The sequence below is a fragment of the Mycetohabitans sp. B8 genome, assembly GCF_021991875.1.
Taxonomy (GTDB): domain Bacteria; phylum Pseudomonadota; class Gammaproteobacteria; order Burkholderiales; family Burkholderiaceae; genus Mycetohabitans.
Genome location: NZ_JAHLKR010000003.1, coordinates 1 through 15,380 on the forward strand (window position 1 = coordinate 1; position 15,380 = coordinate 15,380).

Below are 15,380 nucleotides of genomic sequence, written 5' to 3' on the forward strand. Positions count from 1 at the left end.
TCGACAGGCTATAACCTGCGCTGGCTGCTGCGCGCCATTACCCGATTGGGCATCAAGCCCGCCTTGTGCTTTGGTGGCTGCGCTCGCTTTGGCGCTGCGCCACTACCTGTTCTGTTTCACTTCCCTCGCACGGAACTTCTCATCCAAATTTTGAATTTTGAAGGGCCGACTACTTTATCCATTTCTCCCTCTACAGTGAAATCACAGTTAGCCGGTGACGTCCAGCGGCGTTTCGATTGTCGCTGACGAGGTTTCCTGCGGTAACCCGATGATTGGAGCCGCCGACAGGTGCGTGCACCCTGTCGAACGTTTTCCATCCCCCAAGCTCTTTGAGCACTCGCAGCAGCGTGTCGCACTGTACGTGTCAGCTTGTACACGTGTGCCGCAGAGTGTGCCACCGGAACTCGCAAATACCGGCCAAGTTGATTGTCGCCGTGCAGTCACTGCTATGAGAACGGCGGTCACGCCGGCTTTATTCTGTACGTGACCGATCCAGCACAGCATCAGGGCGATATCGACGACATGCGTGCGGCGTTCAAGAGCGCGAATTGTTTGCTTTACCTAAATTCAGGAGCAAGCCGGCTCTTTAATTGAAAGTTTCCCGTGTTGTTTTTTTCCCATTTATCGCTGTTACTGGCATCGAGCCTCATGGGTATCATTTGGTCTTCGTCGTCTGAGTCATAGTCGGAATCTGCCTTGAATCCCATTCTTTCGTAAGCAGCCGCGGCGTCCCTGTCCATCGCATTCAGCGTCAGAACGGGTTGACCGGTCATTTTCACCGCATGGTTCATAGCTTGTTGCATGAACGTACTTCCAACACCTCTCGTGCGGGGATCAGTCACCATCGCCATGACTTCCATGTCTCCATCTTTCTTTTTAGGCATTTTTAATCTCACCAGTCCCACATTTTGGTCATTCAGTTGATAGGAAAATGTCTCGGTGTTTTCTATCATTTTATTATTTTTAAAATAATCCACCATTTCATTAGTACCCAGCAAGCGAAGCGGGTCTGTTTGTGGGCTGGGTGCGAGATCGTTGAGCACTCTTTCCATGCTTGTGGCAATTGCTTCGGAATCGCGTACAGTGCTCATCCCGGGCAACAAGGCGGAGCCTAGCGTCATGGGCGTTTGCATTGAGCTAGGGCCGGCGATGGACTGCGTCGGACTCGGGGAACGAAATCGAGCCCGTGTCGTTGAAGGTTGGTGTTCAAGCGCCGACAAACTTCCAGGGCTCGCTTGCCGTTTTGGCTGTGTCAGCGTACGGGTTGAAGTTTCGGATGGATGGCGTGCCGGTTGAGTATCCGAGGGAGATCCTACTGGACTTGGGCTCGGGGAGCCAATTCGTGAGGTATCCATGATGCGCCTTGTTCAATGGTTCGGGGTGACCCGCGCTTATAGTGTTAGTGTAAAATTGCCTAACTATTGCGTCCGCATCCGAAGCTTCGTGATATTTTGCGAAGCGATTACGGCATCCGTTCCTGAGGGTGGCGTAGCAGCAGCATACGGGTGTCTATCGTCGCACGCTCTTGCTCCGTGAAGGGGTTGCGGTCCATAAAAGCGGTGACTTCGTTGACCGCATCTTGCCATTTTGGGGCTCTTAGCATGGCCCCCACCTTGCTTAGCACCTCCAGCAATGCTGTTGCGCTGCTGCCGTCAAGTAACTGCAACGCACGCTGCCACACGTGCTTCGAGAGCGCGTCGTCTAGCAGGAAGGTCCATTCCAGCAAGCCCTGTGCGACCTGCACGCGCTGCTCGGGCAACACGCGCAGCAAGGCTGGCTCCAGTAATTGGAGTTCGTGCGCGTGGTGCTCGCGCGGTAACATAATTAACCCGCGTGGCAGTTTACGCAGCGCAGCGCCAAGCTGCTCGTCCGGAAGCGATAGTGCTAGCTGTCGCAGCTCTGCATAGTGCGCTGCGCGCGCTTCTCTCGGTAGCCTTTCTATAGCGGCAGCTACCATGCCGACCGGCGCACCTTGTAGCGAGGGCGGCAGCGATCGTGCTTGCTGCCGCAAGGTCGCATGGGCCAAAAGCGTTTTGCTGCTGTCGGGATCCTCCAGAGGAGAGAAGCTCAGTTTCGGAGCCAATAGCGGAATCAGTTCGGCCTTCTGGGGCGCGTCCAGGTATGGCAGTTGGTTGAGCAATACTTGATAACGTTGAATATACCGCCGAGACGGCGTCCATACATTGACAAGCGCTTTGGCTAGTTCAGGCCAAAAATTCGCTTGATCGGGACGACGCCGTTCAGCCAGCGCAGAAGCAAAATCGAACATTCGAAGTCGCATGCTTTTCGAAATACCCCCTAGTGATGCAAGCATTGTTTTTTGTAACGGAAGACCTTGTTCCGGGAGGCGGTCGGCTGCTGCAAATAACAATTTAAAGGCCTCGATTTCGTGTTTTCTAGAGAGTCCCATTGATTGAGACTGTTTCCACAGAGCGGTGAGCGGTTCGGCTCGCAGATCCGGTTCGGCCTGAATCTGCTCAATTTCGCCTATCAGTTGTTGTAGCGACGCGAGATCGGAGACGCTGCTCGCGTGCTGGTAACAGCGCCACGCCCATCGTTGTTCCTCCATCAGAACATAGGTGTTGCGATTGACACGTGAAAACTCGGGGATATGATCCAATGGTAGGTAGCGTGCGACCTCCAGAATCACTCCGCTTGGCAAAGTGTCGTAGACTCTGCGCTTTTTGACGCGTGTGTCGAGTGTGGCGTGCGCTGATCGTTTCGCGCCTGTAGGCGGTGCAGCGCTCGACCCTTGGCCGGTTTGTTCATTTGTTGCATAAATAGCGATTGGGGCGGTATCCAATGCGTCGCTGAAGTCCATTGACAATTCCGAGAGTCAGGTATGGGCCATAAAGCGGCGATCAGGGCAGGGGGCCCCTGACGCCGAGGCCAGGATAAGCGTAGGGTGCAGCTGGGCACAGATGGTCGCCATGGAACGGACGAGACAGATCATACGGTGATTCACTGCCTGCTACGCAGCAGACTAGCAAAGAATGCATGCCTAAACGCGACTGCGACTGCGACTGCGATCGGCCATCGGCTAGTTTTGTGCCGGATAGCGGCTAATGCGAAGGTGTTTGAAGTTGACCCGCGAGAACGGACACCCAATGGGGCAAATATCGTACACCGCATTTTGAAGTTGCCGCAGATGCTCGAACAGCCATAACCTCGCTTGCCCGCTTCGCGTAATTGGGTGGTTTTAGTGCATCACGCCGCCCAACTCGCCAGTCCTTGTGGCGTGGTGTCCGGGAGTTTTGCGGTGCGCGGAAATATTACGTTTTGATGCAGCAACGTGCGAATCGTTGCGCTTACAGCAGATCAGTTTTTTTGAAGAGAGAGTCGCATGCAGTTTGACGACTTGGGTTCTTGACAAGCTGTTGATCTTTGTGTGGAGCGACATTTCTTTACTTTCTCCTGCTGAGACCGCCCTGCACAACTCGCGGATCCATTTTCCGGCCGATCTGATGGGCGGAGCGTTCACGCTCTACGTCACCGAAGACCCGGTCAACGGCGGCTTCATGTTCGAGCACTGGCTGTTCGCGCAGTGCTGCATCGCATTCACGCGGCCCGGTGGTGCGACTCGGCTTTGGAGGAATGCTGCCACGTGCAATGTGTAATGGTGCTTTCTTGACGAAGATTAAAGTGTGCCACCCGCGTTTGCCGCACACTGGCATTTTGGGCGCACTGCCGCCACCGTCGAGAGGTTTCAACCGTGCTTGTGCAAAATGTCGTATGCAAACGCTTCAAGATCAAGGGCCGGACACTGTTGCCGATCGTACAGGGAGGCATGGGCGTGGGCGTGTCTGCGCACCGTCTAGCGGGAACCGTCGCATCGCTCGGTGCGGTAGGCACGATCTCGAGTGTGGATTTGCGCCGCCATCATCCGGATTTGATGGAGCAAAGCCGGCGCTCGCGCGACCGGCAACTGATCGACTCGCTGAATCTGGAGGCACTGCGCCGGGAAGTGGTGGCCGCATTGCAGCTAGCTTCGGGCAATGGCCTGATTGCGGTCAACGTGATGCGCGCGGTGTCCTCATATGCATCGTACGTCACGCAGGCATGTGAAAGCGGCGCGGGCGCGGTCGTAGTCGGCGCGGGTCTACCGTTGGACCTGCCGGAGCTGACTGCTGACTTTTCGAACGTGGCGTTGATCCCGATTCTGTCGGATGCACGCGGTATCGGCCTGGTGTTAAAGAAGTGGATGCGCAGAAACCGGCTGCCGGACGCCATTGTGATCGAGAGCCCGCGTTATGCGGCCGGACATCTCGGCGCACCAACGCTCGATGGGCTGGACCATCCGAACTATGCGTTCCAGCAGGTGTTGGAAGGCGCGCACGAGTTGTTTAAGACGCTTGGGCTGGAGGCGGAGAACATCCCGTTGATTGTCGCGGGGGGGATTCACAGCCACGAGCAGGTTCGGCATCTGCTCGACCTCGGCGCCAGCGCCGTACAACTGGGAACCGCATTCGCGGTAACGGAAGAAGGCGACGCGCATCCGAATTTCAAAAAGGTGCTGGCCGAGGCGAAGCCAGAGGACATCGTGACGTTCATGAGCGTGGCCGGCTTGCCAGCGCGCGCCGTGCGCACGCCGTGGCTGGCCAGTTATCTCGAGAAGGAACAGAAGCTGCAGCAAGCCGCCAAGCCGCGGCGATGCACGCTCGGATTTGACTGCCTGCAGCAGTGCGGGCTGCGCGATGGCATTGGCAAGCATGGGCAGTTTTGCATTGATATGAGGCTGGCCCATGCGCTCTCAGGTGACGTCGAGCGCGGGTTGTTCTTTCGCGGCTCGGAAACATTGCCGTTCGGCCATGCAATCCGTCCGGTGCGAGCGCTACTCGATTATCTACTGGGCGGCGCGACACAGGCGCGCGCGCCGGCGACCGAGGATGCCATCCTTTGGGCATCGGCACGACAGTTCACCCGAACGGTTGCCTAACCCGGCGCTCGATGCGCGTCGCGTCGTTGCCATCTGAACTGGCGGCCGGTGCGCCGCGCCGGCCGCGCACAGCCCATGGGCTACAGCATCCGGTGCAGCGTCCTGTCCCGCAGCAGCACGTGACGGCCGATCGCGGCCAATGCATGTAATCCGATCACCCAGTAGAACAGGTTGCCGATGAACTCGTGCATTGCCTTGAGCAGTGGCCGTGCGACAGGATCTGCGCCGATCAGTCGGATGTCCAGCCCGATGATTGGCAGTGAGACTGGGTTACCGCCAGCGTTGACCATCAGGATGCCGAGCAGCGGCTGCGTGAAGATGAACAAGTACAGCGCCAAGTGCATGACGCGCGCGAGGAACGCCCATATGCGCGTCGACTCGACCTCCGCGGGCACCCCATGCCACAGGCGCCAGAGCAACCGCAGCGACGCGAGGGCCAGCACCAGCGAACCGGAACAGAAATGAATCGTATTCCAGAACGCACGGCTGTCGCTGCCTTTTGGGCCGCGGACCTCGATCGCGACATAAGCGAGTGCAACGAGCAGGAAAATCGCCCAGTGTAAAAAAATGGCGGGTTTGGAATAACGATCCGTCGCGAGTGTGGTGGGCATCTCGATATCCTCATACTGGTTGGGTGGCGGACCGGGCGTGCGACGAGCGGGACGTCATTGCGAGCGCTGCACGAACATGTGTATCGCCGAGCACCTCGGTGTGCACCGCCAAGTCGCGCTTAAAGCACTCGCTCTGCTCATACTCGCTTGCGGAAGATGAGTGTGCTTCCATGGGAGAACTCCGGTTTATGGACTTTTTTGGGATCGGCTCATAGCTTATGATGCATCGGTTGCCGCCGAGCGTAGCAAACGCGGATTGACTTTCCGAGCCCCATGTGATTAATATATTAATTACATGGGGCTCTGTGACGAGGATCGCCACGTGAAGCTAAATGTTGCAGCAGGCGCCAGGATACCCGGATCGGTCGAGGTTGGAACGGTTTATGGCGTGTTATTGAATTTCCGCGGCGTGCTGCAGGCGCTTGGCGACGCGGTGAACCAGCCGCCGTACCAGCGGCCGCCACAAGCCCCGGTCCTTTATATCAAGCCGGCCAATACGCTAGCCGGCGATGGCGACAGGGTGCAAGTGCCGCATGACGATGCCGGCGCTTGTGCGGCCGCGGTCGACTCACTGGAAATCGGTGCGTCGCTGGGCATCGTGTTCGCGCGCCGCACCACGCGCGTGAAAGAACGCGACGCGCTCGATGCGGTGCTCGGTTTCACAGTTGTCAACGACGTCAGCGTGCCACACGCGAGCCTGTACCGGCCCGCCGTGCGGTTCAACGCTCGCGACGGGTTCTGCCCCCTGGGTCCGGTCATCGTGCCCACCGGGCATGTTAGCGCACCCGACGCTTTGGACATCACGGTGCGGATCAATGGCCAAGTCCGCCAGCAGGCCAATACGCGCGATGCGATCCGCGGCGTGGCGCGCCTGATCGAGGAAATCAGTGCGTTCATGTCGTTCGAGCGCGGCGACGTGCTGCTGCTCGGCGTGCCGCCGCATGCGCCGCGTGCCCGGCCGGGGGATGCGGTGGAGATCGAGATCGAGTGCATCGGCGTACTGCATAACGGGTTCGTGACGGAGACTACAGCATGAAGACCGCCCGTGTTGCCGTCGATGGCACGATCCATTTCGCCACGCCGGGCGCTGGTGACACCGTGGTCCTAGACACCGGACGCACCGTCGCGTCCGGTGACGTGGTGTGGCTGCCGCCGATCGAGCCGCGCACGACGTTCGCGCTCGGGCTCAACTACGCGGACCATGCGAAGGAACTCGCGTTCAAGGCACCGGACGAGCCGCTGGTGTTCCTGAAAGGCGCCAATACATTCGTCGGCCATCGTGCCCGCACGGTGCGCCCCGCCAACGTTCAATACATGCACTATGAGTGCGAGCTTGCCGTGGTAATCGGGCGACGCGCGCGCCGCGTGCCGAAGGAGCAGGCGTACGACTATGTGCGCGGCTATATGGTCGCCAATGACTATGCGGTCCGAGACTACCTCGAAAACTACTATCGTCCCAACCTGCGCGTGAAGAACCGGGACACCTGCACGCCGCTTGGGCCGTGGCTGGTGGACCGTGACGACGTGCCCGACCCGTTGAACCTGACCCTGCGTACATTCGTGAACGGGCAGCAGACGCAGCAAGGCAGCACGCGAGACATGATCTTCGATATCCCGACGTTGATTGCATACCTGAGCCGCTTCATGACGCTGGATGCTGGCGATGTGATCCTGACCGGTACGCCGCACGGGTTGGCCGACACGCAGCCGGGCGATGAGGTGGTGACGCAGGTCGAGGGTATCGGCCGGTTGGTCAACACGATTGTCGATGAGCGGCACTATTACGGACGCGGCCAATAGCGGCTGGATGCCGCGGCATGAAGCGCGGCGGTAACGATGTGGCGCCGCGTGAACGCGCCCGCCACGCTGGAGAGAAGACGGATGACAATCAAGCATTGGATTGGCGGCAAACAGGTCGAGAGTGTGCACACGTTCGTGACGAGCAATCCGGCCACCGGCGAGCCGATCGATGCGGTCTGCGCAGGTGGCGAGCGTGAGGTTGCGCTGGCGGTGGCCGCGGCTAAGGCCGCGTTTCCGAAGTGGGCCAATACGCCCGCCAAGGAGCGTGCGCGACTGATGCGCAGGCTGGGCGAGCTGATCGAGCAGAACGTGCCGCGATTGGCGCAACTGGAGACCCGCGACACAGGCTTGCCGATCGCGCAGACCCGCAAGCAGCTGATTCCACGCGCGTCGGAAAACTTCAATTTCTTTGCCGAGGTCTGCGTGCGGATGAACGGGCGCACCTATCCGGTTGATGATCAAATGCTGAACTACACGCTGTACCAACCGGTCGGCGTTTGCGCGTTGATCTCGCCGTGGAACGTGCCGTTCATGACCGCGACGTGGAAGACTGCGCCGTGTTTGGCGCTGGGCAATACCGCAGTGCTGAAAATGTCGGAACTCTCGCCGCTGACTGCGGACCAGCTCGGTTTGCTGGCTTGCGAAGCGGGTATCCCGGCCGGTGTGTTCAATGTGGTGCAGGGCTACGGCGCGAGCGTGGGCGATGCGTTGGTGCGCCACCCCGACGTGCGCGCCGTGTCGTTCACTGGCGGTACCGTGACCGGCAAGAAGATCATCGAGCGCGCCGGGCTGAAGAAGTTTTCGATGGAGTTGGGCGGCAAGTCGCCGGTGCTGGTGTTCGACGATGCCGATCTAGAGCGCGCACTGGACGCGGCGCTGTTCACGATCTTTTCGATCAATGGTGAACGCTGCACGGCCGGCTCTCGGATCTTCGTGCAGCGCACCGTGTACGACGATTTTGTGCGCGAGTTTGCGCGGCGCGCGAACCGGTTGATCGTTGGCGATCCGATGGACGAGCAAACCCATCTCGGTGCGATGATCACTCAAGCGCACTGGGAAAAAGTCACCGACTATATCCGACTGGGCGAGCAGGAAGGCGCTACGGTGCTCGCCGGCGGCGCGCACAAGCCGCCGGGGCTGCCTGCGCACCTGAGGTGCGGCCACTTTGTCCGTCCAACGGTACTGGCTCATGTTGAGAACCGGATGCGGGTCGCGCAGGAGGAGATCTTCGGGCCGGTCGCGTGTTTGATCCCGTTCGACAACGAGGACGACGGGCTGGCGATGGCCAACGACGTGAAGTATGGTCTGGCCTCGTATATCTGGACGCAGGACGTAGGCAAGGCCCATCGGCTTGCGCGCGGCATTGAAGCCGGCATGGTGTTCGTCAACAGCCAGAATATGCGTGATCTGCGCCAACCGTTCGGCGGCGTGAAGGCATCCGGGACAGGCCGTGAAGGCGGCGAGTACAGCTTCGAGGTCTTCGCCGAGGTCAAGAACGTCTGTCTCTCGATGGGTTCACATCATATTCCGAAATGGGGCATGTGACATGGGCAAGCTCTCGCTCGCAGCCAAGGTCACCCACGTGCCGTCGATGTACCTGTCGGAGTTGCCTGGCAAGCATCACGGTTGCCGACAAGCGGCCATTGACGGCCATCGCATCATCGGCGAGCGCTGCCGTGCGCTGAACGTCGATACCATGATCGTTTGCGATGTGCACTGGCTGGTCAATGCCGGCTACCACGTCAACTGCAACGCCCGTTTTCGAGGAACGTACACGAGCAACGAGTTGCCGCACTTCATCCAGGACATGACGTATGTGTACCCGGGCAATCCCGCGTTGGGACGATTGATCGCGCAGACCGCGACCGAGTACGGTGTGCACACGCACGCGCACGAGATTGACAGCCTGGAGCTCGAATACGGCACGCTAGTGCCGATGCGGTACATGAACAGCGACCAACACTTCAAGGTCGTGTCGATTGCCGGTGGGTGCGCATGGCATACCTTAGATGAGAGCCGGCGCTTCGGCCACGCGTTGAAGGAGGCGATCGCGCGCAGCGACGCCAATGTCGCGTTTCTGGCAAGTGGCTCGCTGTCACACCGCTTCAACGACAACGGCTCGCCGCAGGAGTCGATGCACGATATCAGCCGGGAATTTTTCCGTCAGGTGGACCTGCGCGTGGTCCAGTTGTGGAAGCAGGGTGATTTCGCCACCTTCTGCAAAATGCTCCCCGAGTACAACACCCATTGCCATGGCGAGGGCGGCATGCATGACACCGCGATGCTGCTGGGGCTGCTCGGCTGGGACCGCTACGACCAGGCAGTCGAGATCGTGACCGATTACTTCGCCAGTTCCGGCACTGGCCAGATTAATGCAATCTTTCCGCTGCCGTGGTGACCCGGACCGTTGACTCAGGAGTGGATCGATGCCTCATGTCATTGTTGAATATACGGCCAATCTGCGCGCCGATGCCCGCATTGGCGAGCTCCTTGCCACGATCAACGACACGCTGATTGCGCAAAGCGGGGTGTTTCCAATCGGCGGCATCCGTTCGCGGGCGATCGCACTGGACGACTATCGGATCGCAGACGGCAGCGGCGACGATGCGTTCGTCCATGTAACGTTGAAGATCGGTGCGGGTCGCGACGAGGCGACGAAGAAAAAAGCATGCGATGCGCTGTTCGCGGCGATCGACGCCCATTTTGCCGCGCTATTCGCCACACGCTATCTGGCGCTGTCGCTGGAAGTGGTCGAATTCAGCGAAGCCGGCACCTATAAGCACAATAACCTTCACGCGCGCTACCGCCGTGCGTGAGCCCGACCTCCTTCTAAATCCTGGACGCCGCATGGAAGAGACCCTCATTGAGCGCATTGCGACGCAGTTGGACGAGGCCGAGCGTTCGCGCACGCCAATCCGGCAGATTTCGCTCGACTATCCGCAGATCACCGTCGACGACGCCTATGCGATTCAGCGCACATGGGTCGCCAAGAAGCTGGCGCGCGGACGCATAGTCAAAGGGCACAAGATCGGCCTGACATCCAAGGCCATGCAGCACTCGTCGCAGATCGACGAGCCGGACTATGGAACGCTGCTCGATGACATGTTCTTCGGCGAAGGCTCGAGCGTGCCGGTCGATCGGTTCATCGTGCCGCGCGTGGAAGTCGAACTCGCGTTCGTGCTGGGTAGGCGACTCAGCGGTCCGGCATGCACGCTGTTCGACGTCTACGACGCGGTCGACTACGTGATCCCGGCGCTGGAGATCATCGACGCGCGCAGTCACACGATCGACCCGGACACGAAGCGCCCGCGCAAAGTGTACGACACGATCGCGGACAATGCCGCGAATGCCGGCGTGGTGCTCGGTGGTCGGCCGGTCAAGCCACGCGACGTCGACCTGCGCTGGGTTGCCGCGATCATGTCGCGCAACGGTGCGATCGAGGAAACCGGCGTGGCCGCTGGTGTGCTGAACCATCCCGCCAACGGCGTCGCGTGGCTGGCGAATAAACTCCATCCGTTTGACGTCGCGCTGGAGCCAGGCCACGTGGTGCTTGGCGGCTCGTTCACGCGGCCGTGCCGGGCTCGCAAGGGCGATACATTCAACGTCGACTACGGACCGCTTGGCGCGATCTCATGCTACTTCGGTTGAGCGGAACCGGCCGGCAATGTCTTTTCGCCGCGTGCTGTGGCGCGAGCGGTGGTAGGGGCATTGAGTGTGGCAGTGGCGGCGTGCGGCGGTAACCAGGTGTCACCCACGGGTATCGTGGGTCTGTATTCGGGAACCGGGAACGGGCAGTCCGCCCGGATCCTGGTGCTGGACGATGGCCGTTTCTATGTGCGATACATGAAGGCCGACATACCGAGTGCGCTGGCCGGCGTGGTCGCGGGCACGATCCCACCGATCGACGAGAAAGTTGCCCAGGGCAGCGGCATTGACTACAACTACGGCGAGCCAGCCGTAACGGCGCTGACCTGGAGCGGCATGTACGCGGCCCGCCAAGCGATCACGGCCAAGGCGTCCTATGCGGTCGGCAGAACGGTGCAACTGGATGCGCGCTACGATCCGCGCTGGGCTCAGGCGACGTTGGTGACCATGATCGGCAGTTTTTGCGGCGTGGGAATGACTCACCGGGGGACACAAGCCGATTTTGATGCCCTGCATTTTACTGTGGACGCCAGAGGGGGAGTCGCCGGCCTAGCACAGCAGTGTCGGTTTTCCGGTACGCTCGCGCCGCGCGCGTCCAGCAACGTCTATGACGCGACGCTGAATTTTGATGGCGGTGCCGGTTGCGCCTACCCGAATACCCCGGCGAGCGGTATCGCCATGATGTACGATACGCAACTGGAAATATTTGTCCAGACCCCTGACAAATCCAGCATTCTGCTCGTCGTGGAAAAGCAGTAGCGGAACCACGTGCCCGTGCGCGTCCGATCCGCGCGTCGCGACGTGCGACGTGCGACGTGCGACGTGCAGCGGCAGCGGCAGCGGCAGCGGCAGCGATTGTTGCGACGATGATGCATCCTGCAAGGATCTTGGACGCTGGAAAAACGCCGGGATTTATGCTAACCTTCCAAGCTTTGAAGCGAGAAGGGTGTCCCGGTTGACCTGTTCCGGTGTTCCACCGCTTCTCATCGCGCCCGTCTACGCGTTTGCTTCCCCCGTATTCTTTGAGGGCCCGGCTCGCCATCGTGCGGTCGGCGCAGCTGTGGTCCGATTCTCCAGACGCGTCAATATTGCTGTGGTGCCCATCGGGCCTACCCATGTCGACGCGTCGTTGCGTGAGCGGGATGCGAGAAGCGACGATGCAAGGCGACAGGGCGATGAACGTATTGAATCAGCCAGGGACAACATGACCACGATTGTTATCAAGGAAAACGAGCCGTTCGAAGTGGCGATCCGGCGCTTTCGCCGAACCATTGAACGCAATGGCCTGATCGCCGAGTTGCGCGAGCGCCAGTCGTACGAGAAGCCGACGACGGTGCGCAAGCGCAAAAAGGCCGCCGCGGTCAAGCGCCTGCAGCGTCGCCTGCGTAGCCAGCAACTGCCGAAGAAGCTCCACTAGACGGCTTGCCGGTCCGCCAGCAGGCGGATACGCATCGATTCAAACGGCCCATGTCCCCGGACATGGGCCGTTTGTCGTCTGTGCATCGATGATGCGTGGCTCAAGGGCGCGCGAATGCGCCATAAGCACAATCGTAGGTACACGCGATACCCGCCGACAATACGTCATTCGCCATGTTGGGGCAGTGCTGACGCATACCTTCCATGCGTTAAAGTGGTATGCTTGAGCGCGTTTCACGCGCGCCGCTTGCACGCGGCTGTGCATGCAAGCCGTACCTCGCCGGCGTGCTTCGCTCTTAGTGACCTATCTATGTACCAAGTCATTGCCACTGATCTGGACGGCACGCTGCTCAATAGTGATCATCAGGTTGATCCGTTTACTGCCGCCACACTGCAGCAGCTGCAGGCGCGCGGCTTGCATTTCGTGATCGCGACCGGCCGGCATTTCCGCGACGTCGCGGGGATCCGCGACCGACTTGGCATCCGGCCGTATCTGGTAACGTCCAACGGCGCGCGCGTGCACGATGCGTGGGACAACCGCATCCACGCACACGACCTGCCCGCGGATATCGTCAAGCGGCTGGTGGCGCCCGATATCGCTGGCACGCACGGCCGTGTCATTGTCAACTTGTTTGTCGACGATGCATGGCTGATCGATCGCGAGGCGCCCCAGTTGTTGATGTTCCATCAAGATTCCGGATTTCGCTACGAGGTCACCCACCTCGCGGCACATGATGGCCAACAAGTGGCGAAAGTGCTGTACATCGGGGACGCCGCTGACCTGAGCATGGTCGAGCGGAACCTGGCCCGGCATTTTGGTGATGCGTTGTACGTAACGTATTCGCTGCCTGATTGCCTTGAGGTGATGGCCGCCAGCGCATCGAAGGGACGTGCGCTGGCATTCGTGCTCGAGCAGCTTGGCCTGCCCGCCGAACGGTGCATCGCATTCGGCGACAACATGAACGACATCGACATGCTGGAGTCGGTCGGGCACCCGTTCATGATGGGCAACGCCAATCCCAGATTAATCGCGCGGCTACCCCATGTCCCGCGCATCGGCAACAATTTCGAGGCGGGTGTCGCCCACCATTTGCGCGCATTGTTCGCGCCGCAGCGCGAGCCCGCTTAAAGCGCTGAGCATCGTCATCACGCAGCTACGGTACACAATCGCCGAGTACCGACTCACAGCCCGCGACCTGTACTTGGACGGCTTGCGTGGCTGCCGCTTGCTGGCCAAGCCGCCCGTTCCACTCAAGTATCAGGACCCACGCACTGGCAAGACGTGGAGCGGCCGCGGCAAGCCGCCCAAATGGATCGCGGGCAAGAACCGTGAGCGCTTTCTGATTCCATGACACCGCCAAACGGGCGCCGCTGTCAGCCGGCCGCGACCTTGCGCAGCATCGGCTGGCGCGCGCCACGCGCCAGCGACGCATACACATCGACGTAATGTTGTGCCATGATCCGCGCCGTAAAGCGCTGCTCGAAGCGCGCGCGAATCTGTTCGCGGGACAGCACCTCTACCCGTGACAACGCGGCCACCGCGCCGTCGACATCCTCGCAAATGAAGCCGGTTACGCCGTGCTCGACCACCTCGGGCACTGAGCCGCGGTTGAAAGCGATCACCGGCGTGCCACATGCCATCGATTCGATCATGACCAGCCCGAACGGCTCGCACCAGTCGATCGGGAACAACAGCGCTTTCGCACCGGACAAGAAAGCCGGCTTCTGTGCTTCGTTGATTTCGCCAATGAACTCGACATCGCCGAGTGAAAGCAGGGGCTCGATTTCGTTTTTAAAGTATTCGCGATCAACCTTGTCGACCTTGGCGGCGATTTTCAGCGGCAGGCCGGCCTGCGCGGCGATGCGGATCGCGTGATCGACGCGCTTTTCCGGACAGATGCGGCCTAGGAACGCCAAGTACGTCGGCTTGATATCCGTTTGCGGCACAAGCAGATTTTCCGGTAATCCGTGATGGATGGTATCGACCCACCCGGCACGCGGCAGCGGCCCGCGCTGCGAATCCGAAATCGAAATGACGTGCGCCTGCGCAAAGCTGTCGAAGATCGGTTGCAACTCCGGCAGATCTAGACGCCCGTGAAGCGTGGTGACGAACGGCGTGTCGATCTGCGAGAACAGCGGAAACGGCAAATAATCGAGGTGAAAATGTAGGATGTCAAACTCGTGGGCCACGCGGCGCACCTGTTCGAGCATCAACATATGCGGCGCCATCCAGTCGCGGATGGACGGGTCCAGACGCAATGCGCGGGGCCACGCCGCTTCAAGGCGTGCCGAAGTACGCGAATCGCCGCTCGCGAACAGTGTCACATCGTGCCCCAGCTCCACCAGCCCTTCCGTCAAGTAGGACACCACGCGTTCGGTGCCTCCATAGAGTTTGGGCGGCACAGCTTCGTGCAGCGGTGCGATTTGTGCGATACGCATTGCGTGCTCTCCTTACGAAAAATCGCCCTGCGCCTCGTTGCTGAAGGCGCTGCGTGTGGGCAACGCAGAAAAAATCGGCGAATCGGGCCACTGGCATGCCGCAGTCGCGGTCAGTCCGGCGAGGCGCGATATCGCGATCGGAAGTTTTATTATCGAGGCGAGAGCGAGGAATTCGAGCAATTTTTCAAACCCTTAATATTGTTACAGCGCGAAACATCGGCGCAACATCGCATTCCGATCCATTGCGTCGCATTAACACAGTGTGAGGCGCGACGAACACCGCTTGCGAATCACGATGCGTCGCCAGCGAAGGCGCCGAAAAGCACTGTCCGTCGCCATGCAGATTCAATGGGCTCTATCATGCCGGCTCTCAACCGCGAGGTGGAGCGATAGCAAGGTTCGGTCCGGCTTGCGAGTGTATTGCCAATTTATTGTTTCTTAGAGTTTTAAGCATTGTGCTACGCGTGACTGGCATATCGCTGGTGCGTAATTTGCACCGCGCTCGTGTAGAAATATTTTCTACCTATATCGTG

At 59.9% G+C, this 15,380-nt stretch carries 17 protein-coding genes; 13 read left to right on the plus strand and 4 right to left on the minus strand.

The features are described from left to right. On the plus strand, positions 1 to 246 hold a 246-nt coding region (locus KQH60_RS01290; RefSeq protein WP_237574771.1), incomplete at its 5' end, for a hypothetical protein. A 311-nt stretch (positions 247 to 557) separates the two neighbouring features. Here KQH60_RS01290 and KQH60_RS01295 read toward each other — a convergent pair. Continuing rightward, positions 558 to 1,121 carry a GNAT family N-acetyltransferase gene (locus KQH60_RS01295; protein WP_237574772.1) on the minus strand — a complete coding sequence of 188 codons (564 nt, stop codon included), beginning with the start codon at positions 1,119 to 1,121 and terminating at the stop codon, positions 558 to 560. 341 nt (positions 1,122 to 1,462) lie between these two features. Beyond that, complete coding sequence (locus KQH60_RS01300; protein ID WP_237574774.1) at positions 1,463 to 2,821, minus strand: hypothetical protein; 1,359 nt, start codon at positions 2,819 to 2,821, stop codon at positions 1,463 to 1,465. A 481-nt stretch (positions 2,822 to 3,302) separates the two neighbouring features. On the opposite strand from KQH60_RS01300, the gene KQH60_RS01305 reads away from it, so the two are divergent. Together KQH60_RS01305 and KQH60_RS01310 are read left to right on the plus strand one after the other, a co-directional pair. Continuing rightward, complete coding sequence (locus KQH60_RS01305; RefSeq protein ID WP_237574776.1) at positions 3,303 to 3,617, plus strand: hypothetical protein; 315 nt, start codon at positions 3,303 to 3,305, stop codon at positions 3,615 to 3,617. A 170-nt stretch (positions 3,618 to 3,787) separates the two neighbouring features. Continuing rightward, a complete protein-coding gene (locus tag KQH60_RS01310; protein ID WP_237574862.1) occupies positions 3,788 to 4,936 on the plus strand; it encodes a nitronate monooxygenase family protein in 1,149 nt (382 codons plus the stop codon). Between the two features lie 80 nt (positions 4,937 to 5,016). On the opposite strand, the gene KQH60_RS01315 is transcribed toward KQH60_RS01310, so the two are convergent. Continuing rightward, positions 5,017 to 5,547, minus strand: a complete 531-nt coding sequence (locus KQH60_RS01315) for a cytochrome b (RefSeq protein WP_237574777.1) — start codon at positions 5,545 to 5,547, stop codon at positions 5,017 to 5,019. Positions 5,548 to 5,869: 322 nt separating this feature from the next. Between KQH60_RS01315 and KQH60_RS01320 the strand changes: the two genes are divergently transcribed. From KQH60_RS01320 to KQH60_RS01365, 10 genes are all read left to right on the plus strand, one after another. Further along, entirely contained in the window at positions 5,870 to 6,583 is a 714-nt protein-coding gene (locus KQH60_RS01320) for a fumarylacetoacetate hydrolase family protein (RefSeq protein ID WP_237574779.1), read from the plus strand. Beyond that, positions 6,580 to 7,347, plus strand: coding sequence for a fumarylacetoacetate hydrolase family protein (locus tag KQH60_RS01325; protein ID WP_237574781.1), 768 nt, complete (start codon positions 6,580 to 6,582; stop codon positions 7,345 to 7,347). The genes KQH60_RS01320 and KQH60_RS01325 overlap by 4 nt, the downstream gene beginning before the upstream one ends. A gap of 81 nt (positions 7,348 to 7,428) precedes the next feature. Then, a complete protein-coding gene (hpaE, locus tag KQH60_RS01330; RefSeq protein ID WP_237574783.1) occupies positions 7,429 to 8,892 on the plus strand; it encodes a 5-carboxymethyl-2-hydroxymuconate semialdehyde dehydrogenase in 1,464 nt (487 codons plus the stop codon). A gap of 1 nt (position 8,893) precedes the next feature. Continuing rightward, the gene (gene hpaD / locus KQH60_RS01335) at positions 8,894 to 9,745 is read left to right on the plus strand and encodes a 3,4-dihydroxyphenylacetate 2,3-dioxygenase (RefSeq protein ID WP_237574784.1); all 852 of its coding nucleotides are present in this window, start codon (positions 8,894 to 8,896) and stop codon (positions 9,743 to 9,745) included. A 28-nt stretch (positions 9,746 to 9,773) separates the two neighbouring features. Beyond that, entirely contained in the window at positions 9,774 to 10,163 is a 390-nt protein-coding gene (locus tag KQH60_RS01340; RefSeq protein ID WP_237574786.1) for a 5-carboxymethyl-2-hydroxymuconate Delta-isomerase, read from the plus strand. A 31-nt stretch (positions 10,164 to 10,194) separates the two neighbouring features. Beyond that, positions 10,195 to 10,995 carry a 2-oxo-hept-4-ene-1,7-dioate hydratase gene (gene hpaH, locus KQH60_RS01345; protein WP_237574788.1) on the plus strand — a complete coding sequence of 267 codons (801 nt, stop codon included), beginning with the start codon at positions 10,195 to 10,197 and terminating at the stop codon, positions 10,993 to 10,995. A gap of 60 nt (positions 10,996 to 11,055) precedes the next feature. After that, positions 11,056 to 11,751 carry a hypothetical protein gene (locus KQH60_RS01350; protein WP_237574790.1) on the plus strand — a complete coding sequence of 232 codons (696 nt, stop codon included), beginning with the start codon at positions 11,056 to 11,058 and terminating at the stop codon, positions 11,749 to 11,751. 445 nt (positions 11,752 to 12,196) lie between these two features. Further along, positions 12,197 to 12,409 (plus strand): 30S ribosomal protein S21, encoded by a 213-nt coding sequence (gene rpsU, locus KQH60_RS01355; protein ID WP_237574791.1) that lies wholly within the window; start codon positions 12,197 to 12,199, stop codon positions 12,407 to 12,409. 309 nt (positions 12,410 to 12,718) lie between these two features. Further along, a complete protein-coding gene (locus KQH60_RS01360) occupies positions 12,719 to 13,537 on the plus strand; it encodes a Cof-type HAD-IIB family hydrolase (protein WP_237574793.1) in 819 nt (272 codons plus the stop codon). Further along, positions 13,497 to 13,760 (plus strand): H-NS histone family protein, encoded by a 264-nt coding sequence (locus KQH60_RS01365; RefSeq protein WP_237574863.1) that lies wholly within the window; start codon positions 13,497 to 13,499, stop codon positions 13,758 to 13,760. Before KQH60_RS01360 ends, KQH60_RS01365 begins: the two co-directional genes overlap by 41 nt. 22 nt (positions 13,761 to 13,782) lie before the next feature. Here KQH60_RS01365 and KQH60_RS01370 read toward each other — a convergent pair whose 3' ends face one another. Next, positions 13,783 to 14,847: a glycosyltransferase family 4 protein gene (locus KQH60_RS01370; protein WP_237574795.1), complete on the minus strand. Its 1,065-nt coding sequence runs from the start codon at positions 14,845 to 14,847 to the stop codon at positions 13,783 to 13,785. Positions 14,848 to 15,380: the final 533 nt, after the last annotated feature.

Excerpts from the sequence above, each read along its gene's own strand:
- KQH60_RS01295 (WP_237574772.1), bottom strand. The coding sequence starts at position 1,121 with ATGACGCTAGGCTCCGCCTTGTTGCCCGGGATGAGCACTGTACGCGAT.
- KQH60_RS01300 (WP_237574774.1), bottom strand. The coding sequence starts at position 2,821 with ATGGACTTCAGCGACGCATTGGATACCGCCCCAATCGCTATTTATGCA.
- KQH60_RS01310 (WP_237574862.1), top strand. The coding sequence starts at position 3,788 with ATGGGCGTGGGCGTGTCTGCGCACCGTCTAGCGGGAACCGTCGCATCG.
- KQH60_RS01315 (WP_237574777.1), bottom strand. The coding sequence starts at position 5,547 with ATGCCCACCACACTCGCGACGGATCGTTATTCCAAACCCGCCATTTTT.
- KQH60_RS01325 (WP_237574781.1), top strand. The coding sequence starts at position 6,580 with ATGAAGACCGCCCGTGTTGCCGTCGATGGCACGATCCATTTCGCCACG.
- hpaE (WP_237574783.1), top strand. The coding sequence starts at position 7,429 with ATGACAATCAAGCATTGGATTGGCGGCAAACAGGTCGAGAGTGTGCAC.
- hpaD (WP_237574784.1), top strand. The coding sequence starts at position 8,894 with ATGGGCAAGCTCTCGCTCGCAGCCAAGGTCACCCACGTGCCGTCGATG.
- KQH60_RS01340 (WP_237574786.1), top strand. The coding sequence starts at position 9,774 with ATGCCTCATGTCATTGTTGAATATACGGCCAATCTGCGCGCCGATGCC.
- hpaH (WP_237574788.1), top strand. The coding sequence starts at position 10,195 with ATGGAAGAGACCCTCATTGAGCGCATTGCGACGCAGTTGGACGAGGCC.
- rpsU (WP_237574791.1), top strand. The coding sequence starts at position 12,197 with ATGACCACGATTGTTATCAAGGAAAACGAGCCGTTCGAAGTGGCGATC.
- KQH60_RS01360 (WP_237574793.1), top strand. The coding sequence starts at position 12,719 with ATGTACCAAGTCATTGCCACTGATCTGGACGGCACGCTGCTCAATAGT.
- KQH60_RS01370 (WP_237574795.1), bottom strand. The coding sequence starts at position 14,847 with ATGCGTATCGCACAAATCGCACCGCTGCACGAAGCTGTGCCGCCCAAA.